The 16,808-nt window shown below is 27.9% G+C and carries 14 protein-coding genes, 1 tRNA gene and 1 pseudogene; 14 read left to right on the top strand and 2 right to left on the bottom strand.

Going from position 1 to position 16,808, the window contains the following annotated elements:
* Positions 1–30: 30 nt before the first annotated feature.
* The 9 genes from ASHG_RS04475 (at position 31) to ASHG_RS04435 (ending at position 8,206) form a co-directional block, all read left to right on the top strand.
* A complete protein-coding gene (locus tag ASHG_RS04475; protein WP_040397796.1) occupies positions 31–894 on the top strand; it encodes a substrate-binding domain-containing protein in 864 nt (287 codons plus the stop codon).
* A complete protein-coding gene (gene pstC, locus ASHG_RS09005; protein ID WP_040397795.1) occupies positions 895–1,755 on the top strand; it encodes a phosphate ABC transporter permease subunit PstC in 861 nt (286 codons plus the stop codon).
* 9 nt (positions 1,756–1,764) lie between these two features.
* The gene (gene pstA / locus ASHG_RS09000) at positions 1,765–2,565 is read left to right on the top strand and encodes a phosphate ABC transporter permease PstA (protein ID WP_040397793.1); all 801 of its coding nucleotides are present in this window, start codon (positions 1,765–1,767) and stop codon (positions 2,563–2,565) included.
* 10 nt (positions 2,566–2,575) lie between these two features.
* A complete protein-coding gene (pstB, locus tag ASHG_RS04460) occupies positions 2,576–3,427 on the top strand; it encodes a phosphate ABC transporter ATP-binding protein PstB (RefSeq protein WP_040397792.1) in 852 nt (283 codons plus the stop codon).
* A 1-nt stretch (position 3,428) separates the two neighbouring features.
* Positions 3,429–4,046 carry a phosphate signaling complex PhoU family protein gene (locus ASHG_RS04455; RefSeq protein ID WP_040397791.1) on the top strand — a complete coding sequence of 206 codons (618 nt, stop codon included), beginning with the start codon at positions 3,429–3,431 and terminating at the stop codon, positions 4,044–4,046.
* Positions 4,043–4,702: a response regulator transcription factor gene (locus ASHG_RS04450; RefSeq protein WP_040397790.1), complete on the top strand. Its 660-nt coding sequence runs from the start codon at positions 4,043–4,045 to the stop codon at positions 4,700–4,702. The genes ASHG_RS04455 and ASHG_RS04450 overlap by 4 nt, the downstream gene beginning before the upstream one ends.
* Entirely contained in the window at positions 4,699–6,318 is a 1,620-nt protein-coding gene (locus tag ASHG_RS04445) for a sensor histidine kinase (RefSeq protein ID WP_040397789.1), read from the top strand. Before ASHG_RS04450 ends, ASHG_RS04445 begins: the two co-directional genes overlap by 4 nt.
* 66 nt (positions 6,319–6,384) lie before the next feature.
* The gene (locus tag ASHG_RS04440; RefSeq protein WP_040397788.1) at positions 6,385–6,675 is read left to right on the top strand and encodes an NAD(P)H-dependent oxidoreductase subunit E; all 291 of its coding nucleotides are present in this window, start codon (positions 6,385–6,387) and stop codon (positions 6,673–6,675) included.
* 22 nt (positions 6,676–6,697) lie between these two features.
* Positions 6,698–8,206, top strand: a complete 1,509-nt coding sequence (locus ASHG_RS04435; RefSeq protein ID WP_040397787.1) for a 4Fe-4S dicluster domain-containing protein — start codon at positions 6,698–6,700, stop codon at positions 8,204–8,206.
* Between the two features lie 75 nt (positions 8,207–8,281).
* Here the strand turns inward: ASHG_RS04435 and ASHG_RS04430 are convergent.
* Positions 8,282–9,497, bottom strand: a pseudogene (locus ASHG_RS04430) (FprA family A-type flavoprotein).
* Between the two features lie 365 nt (positions 9,498–9,862).
* Between ASHG_RS04430 and ASHG_RS08880 the strand changes: the two are divergent.
* Both ASHG_RS08880 and ASHG_RS04420 read left to right on the top strand, forming a co-directional pair.
* On the top strand, positions 9,863–11,794 hold the full coding sequence (locus tag ASHG_RS08880) for an acyl-CoA dehydrogenase family protein (protein ID WP_084689279.1): 1,932 nt from the start codon (positions 9,863–9,865) through the stop codon (positions 11,792–11,794).
* A gap of 12 nt (positions 11,795–11,806) precedes the next feature.
* Positions 11,807–13,045, top strand: a complete 1,239-nt coding sequence (locus ASHG_RS04420) for an FprA family A-type flavoprotein (protein ID WP_040397786.1) — start codon at positions 11,807–11,809, stop codon at positions 13,043–13,045.
* A gap of 92 nt (positions 13,046–13,137) precedes the next feature.
* Here ASHG_RS04420 and ASHG_RS04415 read toward each other — a convergent pair whose 3' ends face one another.
* Positions 13,138–13,845: a hypothetical protein gene (locus ASHG_RS04415; protein ID WP_040397785.1), complete on the bottom strand. Its 708-nt coding sequence runs from the start codon at positions 13,843–13,845 to the stop codon at positions 13,138–13,140.
* A 257-nt stretch (positions 13,846–14,102) separates the two neighbouring features.
* Between ASHG_RS04415 and nadE the strand changes: the two genes are divergently transcribed.
* From nadE to ASHG_RS09210, 3 genes are all read left to right on the top strand, one after another.
* On the top strand, positions 14,103–15,914 hold the full coding sequence (nadE, locus tag ASHG_RS04410; protein ID WP_040397783.1) for an NAD(+) synthase: 1,812 nt from the start codon (positions 14,103–14,105) through the stop codon (positions 15,912–15,914).
* Positions 15,907–16,698 (top strand): metallophosphoesterase, encoded by a 792-nt coding sequence (locus ASHG_RS08745; protein ID WP_051145897.1) that lies wholly within the window; start codon positions 15,907–15,909, stop codon positions 16,696–16,698. The genes nadE and ASHG_RS08745 overlap by 8 nt, the downstream gene beginning before the upstream one ends.
* Positions 16,689–16,762 (top strand) — tRNA-Arg (locus ASHG_RS09210). Before ASHG_RS08745 ends, ASHG_RS09210 begins: the two co-directional genes overlap by 10 nt.
* Positions 16,763–16,808 lie beyond the last annotated feature (46 nt).

The following is a 16,808-nucleotide window of genomic DNA, read 5'->3' as shown; positions in this document are numbered from 1 at the left end:
TTATGTAGAGAAAGAAATAAAGGAGTTTTTATGGTAAAAAAATTATTATTATTTCTATCGACATTAATTTTACTAAGCTCATGTTCAGGTAAAAATCAAAATAATGTTATAGATGGTAAAAATTTTGACCTTACAGTTACAAGTAGGGAAGATGGTTCAGGAACTAAAAAAAGTTTTATTGAACAAGTTGGATTGATAAAAGAAGATGAAAAAGGAAATCACGAAGATATGACTACAGATAATTCTATGGTAATTAATTCTACAAATGGAGTTTTGAAAGCAGTTGGAGTAGATAAGACTGCAATTGCTTATGTATCTCTTACAGCTTTGGATGATAGTGTAAAAGCTGTAAAGATTGATGGAATTAGTCCAAATAAAGATAGTATTGAAAGTGGAGATTATAAATTGCAAAGACCTTTTGGACTTGCTTACAAAAAAGATTCATTGACAGATTTGTCAAAAGATTTTTTGACTTATGTAAAAAGTAAAAGTGCAAAAAAACTAATTGAAGAAGATGGACTTCTTGCTATTACCAATGAGAAAGAATATAAATCAAAAGATCTAAAAGGAAAATTAACTATAACTGGATCATCTTCACTTAGTTCAGTTGTTGAAAAACTTGCAGAAAATTATGAAAAATTAAATAAAGATGTTGAAGTGGAAGTTTTATCGAATGAATCTCTTACAGGGCTTAAAAATGTAAAAGATGGAGTGGTTGATATAGCTATGATTTCAAATAAATTAGAAGATAAAAATCTATCATCTGAAGTTTTTGCAATTGATGGAATTGCAATTATTGTAAATAAGGATAATAAAGAGATAAATAACTTAAGTTTAAAACAACTTAGAGATATTTATAAAGGAGAGATTACAAATACAGGAGAGTTAAGATAAATGAAATCAATAAAAGAAAAATTTGGTGAAATTGTATTTTTGATTTCTGCCATAATGTCTATTATTTTAATAATTTTAATTACATTTTTTATTTTTAAATCAGGAATTAATTTTGTTAATCAATATGGACTTTTAAAATTTATTACTGGAACAAAATGGGCACCTACTGCAAAACCAGCATTTTTTGGAATTGGACCAATGATTCTAGGTTCAATTTTAGTAACTTTAGTTTCTGCCCTAATTGCAGTTCCTTTTGGTCTTGCTGTTTCAATATATTTGGCTTATTATTCTAAAAAATCATATAATTTTTTGAATGGCCTTATAAATTTGATGGCAGCAATTCCTTCAATAATTTATGGATTTTTTGCAATGATGGTTTTGGTTCCATTTATTTCAAAAACATTTAAAACTGGAGGAATGAATATGTTAACTGCATCAATTTTATTAGCAATAATGATTCTTCCAACTATGGTAAATATTTCAAAAAATTCATTAGAGCAAGTACCTTCAGTTTTTTATACAGGTTCCCTTGCACTGGGTGCAACAAAAGAAGAAACTATTAGAAAAGTTATGGTTCCTTATGCAAAAAGCGGTATTTATTCATCAATAATTCTTGCAATTGGTAGGTCAATTGGTGAGACAATGGCTGTGTATTTGGTTATTGGAAATCAACCAAGAATGCCAGGATCTTTACTTGATGGAGTAAGAACTCTTACAACTAATATTGTTTTAGAGATGGGCTATGCATCAGGTCTTCACAGAGAATCACTTATAGCAACAGGTATGGTATTATTTGTATTTATTCTTTTGATAAATATAATATTTAACTTTATCAGAGATAAAGATCAATCAAGAATGTAGAGGTGAAAGATGAAAAATTCTTTTAAAATATTAATTTATATCCTATCACTTTTAGGATTTGCTGTGGGAGGAATAATAATCGCTTATATTTTATTTAATGGTATACCAAATATTTCTCCATCACTTTTTGAATTAAAATATACATCACAAAATGTTTCAATTATACCAGCTTTGGTTACGACATTTTTGTCAATAATAATTACTCTAATTATAACCATCCCGATTGGTATATTTACGGCGATTTATTTATCTCAATATGCAAAAAATAAACTTTTGATAAAATCTGTAAGATTTGCAACAGAGATTCTTTCATCAATTCCATCGATTGTGTATGGTTTGTTTGGATATTTATTTTTTGTAGATGCCCTACATTTAGGATACTCATTAATAGCAGGATGTTTGACAGTGGCTATAATGATTCTACCCACAATAATTAGAACTACAGAAGAGGCGATTTTGAATGTAAATCCTCTTCAAGCTCATGCATCTTTGGCTCTTGGAGCAACAAAAATTCAAACAATTTTTAAAATAGTAATTCCAGAAGCTATAAATGGAATTTTGGGAGGAATATTTTTGTCAACTGGTAGAATAGTTGGAGAATCAGCTGCATTAATTTATACTATGGGAACAGTTGCGAAAACACCTTCATCCTTATTTGATTCTGCAAGAACAATGGCAGTTCATATGTATGTATTATCAACTGAAGGATTTCATGTGAATGAGGCTTATGCAACTGCAGTACTATTACTTATTTTTGTAATAGTTTTAAACTTTGTATCAGCAAAAATATCAAAAGCAATAATAGAATAAGGAGATAATAATGGAAAAAACAAAAGATATAAATAGTAATTTAACAAATAATGAAACAAGGATAAAAACTTTTTTTGGAAATAATGAATCGAATTTAAATAAAGATAGAAAAACTATAATAAATGTAAAAGATTTAGATTTATTCTATGGAGATTTTCAAGCTTTAAAAAAAATAAATATGGAAATTAAAGAAAATGAAATTACTGCATTTATAGGACCAAGTGGCTGTGGTAAATCTACAACTTTAAAATGTTTTAATAGGATGAATGATTTAGTTGCTGATTGTCATATAAAAGGTCTTATAGAAATTGATGGAAAAGATATAAATAAAAAAGACATTGATGTAGTTAGTCTAAGAAGAAATGTAGGAATGGTATTCCAAACTCCAAATCCTTTTTCTAAATCTGTTTATGATAATATTACTTATGGTCCAAAAATTGATGGAATCAAAGATAAAGATGAACTTGATGCAATAGTAGAAAAATCTTTAAAATCAGCAAGTGTATGGGATGAAGTTAAGGATAAACTAGACAGAAATGCCCTATCATTTTCTGGTGGACAACAACAAAGAATTTGTATAGCAAGAGCTCTTTCTGTAAATCCAGAAATTATTTTGATGGATGAACCTACAAGTGCCCTAGATCCAATTTCAACAGCATCAATTGAAGAATTATTAGAAGATTTAAGGGGTAAATATACTATAGTAATAGTTACTCACAATATGCAACAAGCAGCAAGAATTTCAGATAAAACAGCATTTTTCTTGACTGGAGAAGTTCTTGAAATGGATGAGACAAAAAAAATATTTAATGATCCTAAAGATAAAAGAACAGAAGATTATATAACAGGAAGGTTTGGCTGATATGAGAACAAGATATATAGAAGATTTAGAAAATATTAGACAAATGGAAAAAAACATATCAGATTTAATTCAATTATCTTATGATAGGTTTAAACTTTATCTTGAAAATGACCAAAAAATTAACCTAGAAGAAATAATTGATCTTGATCATGATATTAGAAAATATGCAGCAGATATTGAAAGATTTTGCTATGATTTGTTAGCTCTTCAACAACCTGTAGCTAAAGATTTAAGATTTTTACAAATGTCAATAAAATTAGCATCAACTTATAAAAGAGTATCTAATCACATAGCTCAAGCTGCTGCAATTATTTTAGAATTTCCTTTAAGAGCTGAAGAGAAGGATTTTGTAAAAACTTTTATAAAAAATCAAAAGAATATGAATTTAAATGGAATTCAAAGTTTTGAAGATAATAATAATGAACTTGCCTTAAAAACTATAGAAGATGATGAAATCAATAATAAATTATTTGAAGATTGTATCCATTATCTTGTAAAACTAACTAAATCAGACCTAATTACACCTATGGAATTATCAGAAAAAGTACTTTTTTATAAATATTTTGAAAGGCTTGGAGATAGGCTAGCAAAAATAGCTGATTATTCAACAAGATTATGATATACGTTGTAGAAGATGACAAGGCAATTAGAAATTTAGTATTATATGCCTTATCAGAAAAAGATTATCAAGTTAAAGGGTTTGAAGATGGTCTGGATATTGTAGATTTGGTAAGAAAAGAAAGCGTGGATTTATTAATTCTTGATGTAATGTTACCTGAAAAAGATGGCTTGGAAATATTAAAAGAAATTAGAGAGTTTTCAACTGTGCCAATAATAATGCTTACTGCAAGAGACGGTGAATATGATAAAGTTTTAGGACTTGAAAGTGGTGCAGATGATTATATTACTAAACCTTTTTCAATTTTAGAATTAATATCTAGGGTAAAAGCTGTATTAAGACGAAGCGAGAAAAAGGATAGAGAGCATTTAACTTATGCAAATATTGAAGTAAATATCAAAAAAAGAACTGTAAAAATTGATGGCAAAAAAATTGATTTAACTTATAAAGAATTTGAAATGCTCTTGTTATTTATGGCAAACATTGGTAATGTAATTACGAGAGAAGATTTTCTATTAAAAATTTGGGGCTATGATTATGAGGGAGAAACCAGAACGGTTGATGTCCACATAGCAAGTCTTAGAAACAAATTAAAATCAGCAGGAATACACATAAAAACTGTAAGAAATTTAGGATATAAACTTGGAGAGATATGAAAAAAATAATTAATAGAAATATTAATATTATCACAAGTTCGCTTATTTTTATTATTTTTATAGTATCTTGTTTATTTTCATATAATAAAGAAAAAAAAGCTCAAGATGAATTTGTAGAAAATTCCTTGAGCTTTCTTACTTATAGGGATATTGATAAAGATAATTTAGATGATTTTAAGAATTCTTACAATCTTGATATTCTATTGAAAGATAGTGATGGGAAAGTTTTGTATAATTCTGGAATTGACATAAATATAATAAAAAATTATGAATTTGATAATACTGATATAGTAAAAAAATTTAAGAAAAATTTTATAAGAAAAGAAGAAAATAATTTTGCAAAAAAATATAAGGGAAGAATTTTAGCTATCAAATATTATAATGATAGTCTCGTTATTTATATTTTTAAAAAATCATATTTATTAATAATAGGTATTTTATTAGCACTTTTAATAAATATCTATATTACTAATTCATTACATGAAAAACTGTTAAATCCTTTTAAAGATAGAATTAATGATAAAAAAGAATTTAATAACTTTAAAAATGATCCCAAATTTTATATAGAAAATTTTAATAATCAAAAGAATTTACTAATAGAAGAAAATTTGAAACTAAAATCAAGAATTTTAAATATAGAAAAGATTACTTCTAATATGGAAGAAGGCTTTATTTATTTTGATAAAAATGGCAATATTCAAGTTTTAAATGAAGCTGCTAAAAATTTATTAGGAATAAAAAGAGATCAAAAATTAGATAATTTAGTTGATAATGATGACTATAAGTTAGCTCTTAGACAAACAAGACTTTTAAAACGAGGAAAAAATATAAGCATAGATATTGATGAAATAAGTGTAAAACTCTTTATTGATCCTATAATCGATAAAGAAATTGTTTCTTATATTATCATAGTAATAGATGATTCTAAAAATAAAAAAGCTGAGATAATGAGAAGAGAATTTACTGCAAATGTAACTCATGAATTAAAATCTCCACTTACAAGTATAAATGGATATGCTGAACTAATTGCTACAGGTCTTGTAAAAAATAACGATATAAAGAAATTTGGACAAATAATAAATGAAGAAGGAAACAGACTTTTAAATATAATTGATGACATATTAAAATTATCAAAACTAGATGAAGAAAATCTTGAAGAAGGTAGAAATGAAATAAATATTAAAAATGTAGTAGAATCCTGCATCCAAAGATTTAATAGACTAACAGACAAAAAAAATATAAAGATATTAAATGAAATTGATGATATATATATTAGAACTCATGAATCTCTTTTTACAGATCTAATAACAAATATTTATGAAAATGCAATAAAATATAATAAGGTAAATGGTCAAATAGCTATAAAATACATTAAAGGTAAAAGATTTATTAAATTAATTATAGAAGATAAAGGCATAGGAATTAAAAAAGAGGATCTACCAAGAATTTTTGAAAGATTTTATGTTGCAGATAAACAAAGAACAAGAACATTAAAATCGACAGGACTAGGTTTATCAATTGTAAAACATATATGCGATTATTTAAACTACGATATAAAAGTAGAAAGTAAATATGGTTATGGAACTAGATTTATAATATCAATTCCTTATAAATGATTTTAAAATTTATATTTATTTGATATAATTATAATGAGTAATTATAAAAAAATTTAAGGAGTAAATATGAAGATAGAAGTTTGTGCAGGAGCAAGATGTACTATGCTAGGATCTGATATAATCTATAACAGATTATCTGACTTTGTAGAAGAATTTAATGATAGATTATACAAAGAAGATTTAGAAATACAAGAAACAGAATTAGAAATAGAAATGGTAACTTGTAACGACAAGTGTAAAAAAAATAAAAAAAATGCACCAGTTGTAATTGTTGATGGAAAAGTATTTACAAATGCTAAAACACAAGTTATCATGGAGTACATATTAGATAAGGCATTTGAAAATAATTTTAAATAATATTTAAAGGAAAGAATAAATAATGAAAGAAACATACATAAACATATTAAATATTAGAAGAATGGCCTTCGAACATATAGCAAAAATTGCTTTTGAAAATAGGCCAATATATGATATAGCAACAGAAGTTTTTGACATACTTCCAGGAGAAGAAGCATCTTACAGAGAAAATATTTTTAGAGAAAGAGCTGTAATGGGCGAAAGACTTAGAATGGGAGTAGGTCTTCATGCAAGAACTGCAGATAATACTGGAGCTATAACAGATGGACTTGATGATGAAGATTTTGATATAAAAAAATATGAGCCACCACTCGTTTCAGTTATAAAAATTGCTTGTGAAGCATGTCCTGAAAATAGAGTTGAAGTAACTAATACTTGTAGAGCGTGTATTGCTCACCCATGTGTAAATGTATGCCCAAAAAATGCAATAACTTATACATCAGATGGATCAATAATTGACCAAGAAAAATGTATTAAATGTGGAAAATGCGTTCAAGCTTGTCCATACAATGCAATTGCTCATACAAAAAGACCATGTGCAGAAGCTTGTGGTGTAAAAGCAATAAAAAGCGATCAATTAGGTAGAGCAGAAATAGATGATGATAAATGTGTAGCTTGCGGAAGATGTATAACAGCTTGTCCATTTGGAGCGATATCTGATAAAACAGAAATTTATCAATTAGCAAAAGCACTAAATACACATCAACATGTATATGCTATAGTTGCTCCATCATTTGTAAGACAATTTGGACAAATGGCATCCCCTGTTCAAATAAAAGAAGCAATAAAACAATTAGGTTTTAAAGATGTAATAGAAGTCGGACTGGGAGCAGATTTAACTACTCTAAATGAAGCACATGAATATGTAGAAAGTGTTCCAGAAAAAATTCCATTTATGGGTACATCATGTTGCTATTCATGGAAATTAATGGTAAAGAAAAAATTCCCAGAAATAAACGATAAAATTTCTGAATCATCAACACCTATGATTTATTCAGGAAAACACATCAAAAAAATGGATGATCAAGCAGAAGTAGCTTTTATAGGTCCATGTATATCTAAAAAACTTGAAGCAAGAAGACCAGAAGTTGCAGAAACAATTGATTATGTAATAACTTATGAAGAATTGATGGGAATGTTCTTATCAAAAGACATTGATCCTGCAGAAATAAAAGTAGATGAAGAATGGCAAGATGCATCAGAAACTGGAAGAAATTATGCAGTAAGCGGAGGAGTAGCTGAAGCTGTAAAAAGAAGAATTGTAGAAATAAATCCAGACTTAGATGTAAAAGTTGAAAAAGCAGAAGGACTTGCTGATTGTGTAAAACTAGCACAAATGGCAAAACTTGGAAGAAAAGATGGACTTTTATTAGAAGGAATGGCATGTGTTGGAGGATGCGTTGGAGGACCTGGAACCTTAATTTCAGAACTTAAAACAGGAAAAGCAGTAAAACAATTTGCTAAAGAATCAATTTATAAATCTCCATATGATAACAAAAACATCCCAGATGAAGACAAACCAAAAGACTGAAATAATTAAGAGCATAGAAATATGCTCTTTTTTTGTAAAAAAAAAGATGCGAAATTTCGCATCCTTTTAATATCTTTACTTATCTAAATCTTCTTTAATAGCCTTAGCTAAATCTTCAAGAGTTTTTTCTTGATCATCTTTCATAGAAGAATTTATAATGAAATCTTCTCCAATATATTCATGTTTTCCACTTTCAAGAATTTCTTTTGCTTGTTCTAGAGATTTTCCACCCCATGAGAAGTTATGGATGAATGAGATGTGTCTGTTTTGATATCCAGTTCCTACTAATTCTCTTAAAAGAGCATCCATTTTGTGATAAAGACCTGCATTATAGTTCATTGCAACAAATACTTGGTTAGAATATTTATGGCTATCAGCAATAATATATGAATAATCAGTATCTGAAACATCATATAATTTGATTTCTTCAACTCCAAGTTCATCAAGTTTTGAAGCTAAAACATCAGCAGCAAGCTCTGTATTTCCATACATTGAAGAAAATACAATTTCTACACCCTTACTTTCAGGCTTGAAATTTGCCCATTTATCGTATTTATCAAGAATAAATTCAATAGATTCTTTATCATCATAAACTGGTCCATGAAGAGGGAAGATTGCATTAATTTCAAAATCAGAAACTTTTTTGAGAAGATTTGTTACCATTCTACCTTGTTTTCCAACTATATTTATATAATATCTTCTATTTTCATCAAGCCATGATTGTTTTTTGATGTAGTGTTTAGCAGAAATATGTCCTTCGAGAACATCAAAAGAACCGAAAGCATCTGCTGAGAAGAATAAACCTTCAGTTGTTTCATATGTCGTAAATACTACTGGCCAGTGTACCATTGGAGCAAAAACAAACTTTTGAATTTCTTTTACCAATGTTTAATTCATCCCCATCTTTAATTTCAACAAATCTATCTTCATCAAATTTATCATTTGGATAAAATTGGTGGAAAAATTTAATAGTTTTTTGATTTCCTACAAATTTACAATTAGGATATTTATCTAGGATAAAATCAATAGATCCACAATGATCAGGTTCCATGTGTTGAACTACAATATAGTCTAAATCTTCCCCATCAAGAGCAGATTCAACATTATCAAGATAAGTTCTAATTACAGAAGAATCAGAACCATCCATCAATACGTTTTTATCATCTTTTATAATATATGAATTGTAAGAAACACCATTAGGTAGGGTAAACATATTTTCAAATCTTTTTAATGCCCTATCATTGGCGCCAACCCAATAAATATTGTCATAAACTTTTTTTATAAATTGCATATAACCTCCAAAATTATATTTTTCTTAGAATTATTATACCTTATTAAAAACAAAATTAAATAAAAAATAAAGCATTTGAACATTTGAATTTAAATAATCTCCTTAGAAAACTTTTTCTCAAATTTTATACTAAATAATTTTTTATATAAAATAAAAAATCTCAAAAAAATCAAAAAGATTGATTAAATATAGAGATTTAGGATATATATTTACTATAACGAGTTTTACAAAAATTATTTATTCAGTGTTTTTTTATTTATATTATTTAACATTATAAAAATAAATTGTGTTGACAAAAAAACATTTTCAGTATAAAATTATATTGTAAAACAAAAATGGATATTATATTTTTTTAGGAGGAATATATGCTTTTTAAAACAACAGATGAGCATGAAGCTTTACGTAAAAAAGTCAGAGAATTTGCTGAAGAAAAAGTTAAACCAATAGCTTTTGAACTTGATCAAAATAATGAATTTCCTGACGAAATAGTAAAGGAAATGGGAGAATTAGGATTTTTAGGAATTCCTTATCCTAAGAAATACGGTGGTCAAGGTTTAGACGTAATGAGCTATGCGATCACAGTTGAAGAATTATCAAGAGTAGATGGTGGTGTTGGAGTAATTTGTTCTGCACATACATCTTTAGGTTCTTGGCCAATTTTTGCTTTTGGTACTGAAGAACAAAAGAAAAAATATTTAACTCCTTTAGCAAAAGGTGAAAAAATCGGTGCATTTGGTCTTACAGAAGAAAATGCTGGATCTGATGCAGGTGGAACTGAAACAACAGCTGAACTAGATTTGGATGGCGAAAGATATATATTAAATGGTAAAAAAATATTTATTACTAACGCTCCAAAAGCAGATACATATGTAGTATTTGCAGTAACAACTCCAGGAATTGGAACTCATGGTATTTCAGCATTTATTGTTGAAAAAGGCATGGAAGGATTTACATGTTCTGATCACTACGATAAATTAGGTATTAGATCTTCATGTACAGCCGAATTACATTTCGATAATGTAAAAGTTCCTAAAGAAAATCTACTTGGAAAAGAAGGTCAAGGATTTAAAATTGCTATGGCAACTCTTGATGGTGGTAGAATTGGTATAGCTTCACAAGCTCTAGGAATTGCTCAAGGTGCTTATGAATCAGCTCTATCATATGCTAAAGAAAGAGAACAATTTGGTATGCCAATAGCTCACCTTCAAGCAAATACATTTAAACTTGCTGATATGGCAACATATTTAAAAGCTGCAAGACTTATGATTTATTCTGCTGCTGAAATGAAAGAAAATCACGAAAGATATTCTGCAGACGCAGCTATGGCTAAACAATTTGCATCTGATCTTGCATCAAAAATTACAAATGAAGCATTACAAATGTACGGTGGATCTGGATTTATCAAAGGTATCGATGTTGAAAGATTCTACAGAGATTCTAAGATTACACAAATCTACGAAGGTACAAATGAAATAATGAGAGTAGTTGTTGGAGCTCATACTGTTGGTAGAGCACCAAAAGTTAAAACTGTTGGATCTAACAAAAAATCTGGACCCATTGCCGGAGTCAGAAAAGGAGAAATCTATGAGGGAGATCCTAAGGAAGCAGTTAAAAAGCTTGTCGCAGCACTTCAAAAGGACGGATATGACTTTACTGTAGGAATTGATCCTTACACACCAATACCAGATGCTGAAAGAATAGTAGTAGCAGGTCGTGGTATAGGTGATAAAGAAAATATGAAATTGATAGAAGATTTAGCTTATCAAGCAGGTGCAGCTATTTCATCATCAAGACCAGTAGCAGAAACATTAAAATATGTTGATATTAATAGATACGTTGGTATGAGTGGACAAACATTTAAAGGAAACTTATACATTGGTGTAGGTGTATCTGGAGCAGGTCAACACTTAAAAGGAATTAAAAATGCTTCAACAATTGTTGCAATTAATAATTCTAAAAATGCACCAATTTTCAATAACTGTGATTATGGTATAGTTGGAGATGCTATGGAAATTCTTCCACTTCTAATCAAAGAATTAGATAATGGTGAAGAAAAGAAACCAGCACCACCTATGAAAAAAATCAAAAGATCAAAACCAAGAAAAATGGCTCCTACAAATCCAATCTATGTAGATTTAGGTTCAGGATATGAATATAATCCAGAAGAAGGAGATCCAGAAAATGGAATTGAACCAGGAACACCATTCGATAAATTACCAGATTCTTGGGTTTCACCAGTTTCAGGAGAAGGTAAAGATCAATTCATTAAAATGGATGTACCAGAAGATAGAAAGTAGTAGGAGGAATATATGTATACAGTTAGAAAAGTTACAGACGACTTATATTATGTAGGTGGAGATGATAGAAGACTTGCTCTATTTGAAAATATTTTTCCTATAGACGGTGTTTCATACAACTCATACCTTTTAATGGATGAAAAAACAGTATTAATAGATTCAGTTGATTGGTCTATTACAAGAGAATATATATTAAATGTATCTAGAGTACTTGGTGATCGTGATCTTGATTATATGATTATTCAACACATGGAACCAGATCACTGTTCAGCAATTGAATTAATGCTACATTATTATCCAAATGTAAAAATAATTGCTAGTGAAAAAGCTATCTTATTTATGAGACAATTTGGATATCATGTAGATGATAGATATATAGAAGTAAAAGAAGGAGATTCAATCTCATTTGGTAAACACGAATATACATTCGTGGAAGCACCAATGGTTCACTGGCCAGAAGTTTTAATGACTTATGACTTAACTGACAAAGTTTTATTCTCAGCAGATGCATTTGGTTCATTTAAATCTAATGACGGAAGACTTTTTGCTGATGAAGTAGACTGGGATAGAGATTGGTTAGATGAAGGAAGAAGATACTACACAAATATCGTAGGTAAATATGGTACATTTGTTCAATCAGTTCTTAAAAAAGCTAGTGGACTTGATATCAAATATATCTGCCCACTTCACGGACTTGTTTGGAGAAAAGACTTCGGTTATATCTTAGATAAATACAACAAATGGTCAAGCTACCAACCAGAAGAAGAAGGTGTATTAATTGCTTATGCATCAATGTATGGAAATACAGAATATGCTGCTCAAGCTCTAGCATCAAAACTTGCTGAAAAAGGAATGACAAATATTTCTTTAAGAGATGTATCAAGCACAGACGTTTCATATTTGATTTCAGATGCATTTAAATATTCAAATATAGTTCTTGCATCAGTAACATACAACCTTGGAATTTATCCAAAAATGAAAGACTTTATCCATGATATGGCAGCTCTTAACGTACAAAATAGAGCAATTTCTATAATGGATAATGGATCTTGGGCTCCTACAGCTGGAGAAAAAATGGAAAAATTCTTGGACGAAGAAATGAAATTGATAGATGTTCTTCCAGAACAAGTAAATATAGTTTCATCACTAAAATCTGCAAAAGAACCAGATATGGATGCTTTAGTAGAAGGAATCTTCGAATCAATGAAAAAAAGAAGAGAAGAAGTTCAAAAAGCAAAAGATCAAAAATAATCTTAAAAATTATAAAACTGCCACATTTTATGGCAGTTTTTTGATGTATAAAATTTTTTATTAATTAAGAATAAATATAATTGATTTAATATTTATTTAATAGATTCAAATTCACCTTTATCATTAAATGTTATTGTAATTTTAAGTTCATCTCCTATAGTTTCAAAATTTTCATCGCTTGGAGCTTCAACATGAAGAACAATTTCTTTGGTTTTTTCTACATCAGTTTGAGGATAATATACCATAGTCATATCTTGTTTAACAGCAGACAAAAATTCTCCACTTCCCTCAGATAGTAATAAATCTGGTTCTAGTTGTTCTTGTGTATCTGTTGTTATTAGTGATTGATTTAAGTATAGATTAGCCTTCTTGTCTTCTGTATTCTCAACATTGGCAAATAAAATTATTACTTGGGTATTTTCCTTATCTTGCAAAAAAGACTTCATTTCTTCTGATTTTGGTGTCATAATTCCTGCAGATACACCAGTAATTTTAACTTTAAATGGCCCAGTTGTATATTCGTTCTCTTTTACTCCAGCTTTTTTAATTTTATAGTCAAGCTGATCATTACCTATAGTTTTTCCTATATTTTTTGGATTTACAAAGCTATCATCATCAATTTTTTCAGCATCTTTATTTTCTTTTTCTTTATTTATATTAGACTTATTATCATCTTTTGCTTTTTCGCTACTTTCAATAGAAGTCTTATTACTTTTTGTTGAATTTGTATATTCTTTCTTTTTCCCACATCCTGTTAGCATAATAATTGATAGTGCTAATATAATTGCTTTTTTATTCATTATTTTTCCTTTCTAAATATAATATTTAATTAATTAAATTATTAAATAAAGATTTGACAAAATTGTAAATTATTTAACGTTTTCCTAAAATAATTATATCAAATCCTTATAAATTTTATCAAATTAAATATATTATTATTCTTTAAAAAAATTTAGTAATTAATCAATAATGCGTGTAAAAGTCAATTATGGTATAATGTAATAAGTAAATTTAATTTTATAATTTTATTTATAAGTTAAGAAATTAGAGGGATATTATGAAAAAAAATTTAAAATTAAGAGCTGATAATTTTAAAATTAAAGTAGGAAATGTATCTTATAATACAAAAAAAATAAAAGAAGTAGTAAAAAAAGCTAATAATGATCTTGTAAATATTTTACTTTTACCTGAATTATGTCTTACTGGTGCAAGTTTGTATGATGGTTTCAAAAATGAAGATATTTTAAATTCTTGTCTTGATAGTTTATTCGATTTGAAAAAATTCTCTGAAGATATTGATACTTTATTTTCTCTTGGTCTTCCAATTAAGTTAGGAAATAAAATAATTGATATGGTCTTTTTATTAAAAGAAGGGGAAATTCTTGGTGGATTTTTTAAGGATAATTTTAAAGACCATGAAAAATATATTTTTGATTTGCTAAAAGATGATTTTATTGTAGTAAAAGGTGAGTATATTAATATCTATAATAAATCTTTTCTTGAAATAGATGGGATAAAAATAAGCTTAAGTGTTGGAGAAAATGAGGATAAAATTATCCCTGATTCTTTAATTGCAAAATCTAATAACGACATAGATATTATTTTAAATCCAAGTGCAAAAACAAGATTTATTGGTTCTAGGGAAAAAATTGAGGAAAAAATTAAGTTTTTATCACAAAATACAACATACTTATTTTCAAGTACAGGACCTGGAGAAAGCTCAACTGATTTTGTATATGAGGGTTTAAATATTGTTGGAAAAGATGGGCAAATAATAAAAAGTAATAGGGAAGAACTAGCCGACTTTAGTAAATATTTTGATGTAGATGCAGATTTATTTTCTGAAGGCTTTCATTTTAATGATTCATCAGATGTTGGTGAAATTAATAAATATCCATATATTAAAACAGACAAAGAAAAATATGTAAATGATGCTTTTGAAATCGCATCAAATGCTTTGATTCAAAGAATGGAGTCTATCTCATGTAAAAAAGTTATTTTAGGCCTAAGTGGAGGGCTTGATTCAACTATGGCTCTTTTATTTATTGTAAAAGCCTTTGAAAAAATGAATCTTCCAAAAGAAAATATTTTACTATATACTATGCCAGCTTTTGGAACTAGCAAAAGAACAAAAACAAATGCTTATAAACTAGCAGAAGCCTTTGGAATAAAATTAAATGAAATTGTAATAAAAGATGCTGTAAATATCCACTTGGAAGATATAGGTCATGATGGAAAAATTCAAGATATAGCCTATGAAAATGCCCAAGCAAGAGAAAGAACACAAATTTTATTTGACAAGGGAAATATGGAAAATGCAATAGTTATTGGTACCGGAGATAAGTCAGAAATTTCTCAAGGTTTTGCAACATATAACGGAGATCACATGTCATCTTATGCTATAAATGCGTCTTTAACAAAAACCGAATTGAGATATATCGTAGGATATTTAGTTGAAAAAACTGAAAATGAAAAATTAAGAGAAGTTTTAGATGATATTTTAAAAACTCCAATTTCACCAGAACTTAAAAATGAAAGTGAAGATAAAATTAGCCAAAAAACAGAAGATATAATAGGGCCTTACGAACTAATTGACTTTTTCACATATGAATTTTTAGAAAATTGTTCAATAGAAGAAACTTATCAAAAAGCAAAATCAGCCTTTAGAGATGAATATGATAGTAAAACAATAAAAAAATGGCTAAAATCATTTTATAAAAGACTTACATCAAGTCAGTTTAAAAGATCAGTATCAGTTGATGGTCCAGCTATGAGCGAAAAGTCATTTTCTCCGAGAAGAGGATATTTATTACCATCAGATATGTCCTCAGAAATTTTTATGGAAAGAATAGAAAAATTAGATGATTAAGACAATAATATTAATAATATTTATAACAATCTTACTTCTTTTATCTTATATTTTTTACCAATGCAAGTGGGCAAAAGAAGTAAGGGTTAATATTATGAACGATAAATTAAAAGAAAATATTAAAATTACCCAAATAAGTGATTTTCATTCAAATATTTTAAGAAACATGGGATATTTCAAGAAAAAAATTTTAGAATTTAACCCTGATTTTATTATATTAACTGGGGATATAAATGACTATGGAGTTGTTAAAAAATTTAATAAGGCAATAAACTTTTTAGCTGAGCTTTCCAAATTAGGGATAAAAACTTATTATATTACAGGAAATCATGAAGAAGCAGGTCCAATGCTTGATGAATTTATAAAAGAAATTGAGAAATTGGGTATAAAATATTTGAAAAATGATGGGCAATATTTAGAAATAAGAAAAGAAAAAATTTATATTTATGGACTTTCTTATTATAATTATTCATTTGAAAACTACAATACTAATGATAAAAATTTAAATATTATTTTAAGTCATTTTTCTAAAAATGCTAGAGAAAATCTTTGTGATAATATGGATATAATTTTTTCAGGTCATACTCATGGAGGACAAGTTAGATTTCCAATAATAGGAGCCTTACTAGCACCTGGAGAAGGATATTTTCCAAAATATGATAAGGGATTATTTAAATATGAAAATTCACAAATATATATAGATTCGGGACTTGGAAATACCCTTATGGATTTAAGATTTTTAAATAGGATACAATTTTCCAATATAACCATCAAGCGCCAATAGTTTAATGGTAAAACAAAAGTGTCCGAAGCTTAAGATAGGGGTTCAATTCCTCTTTGGCGTGCCAAGTTTTATAAGATAGCTTATATACAAGTGTTGTAGGCTGTCTTTTT

Source organism: Anaerococcus senegalensis JC48 (genome assembly GCF_000321005.1).
In the GTDB taxonomy this organism is placed as follows: Bacteria; Bacillota; Clostridia; order Tissierellales; family Peptoniphilaceae; genus Anaerococcus; species Anaerococcus senegalensis.
This window is presented reverse-complemented; position numbering and strand designations above follow the sequence as displayed.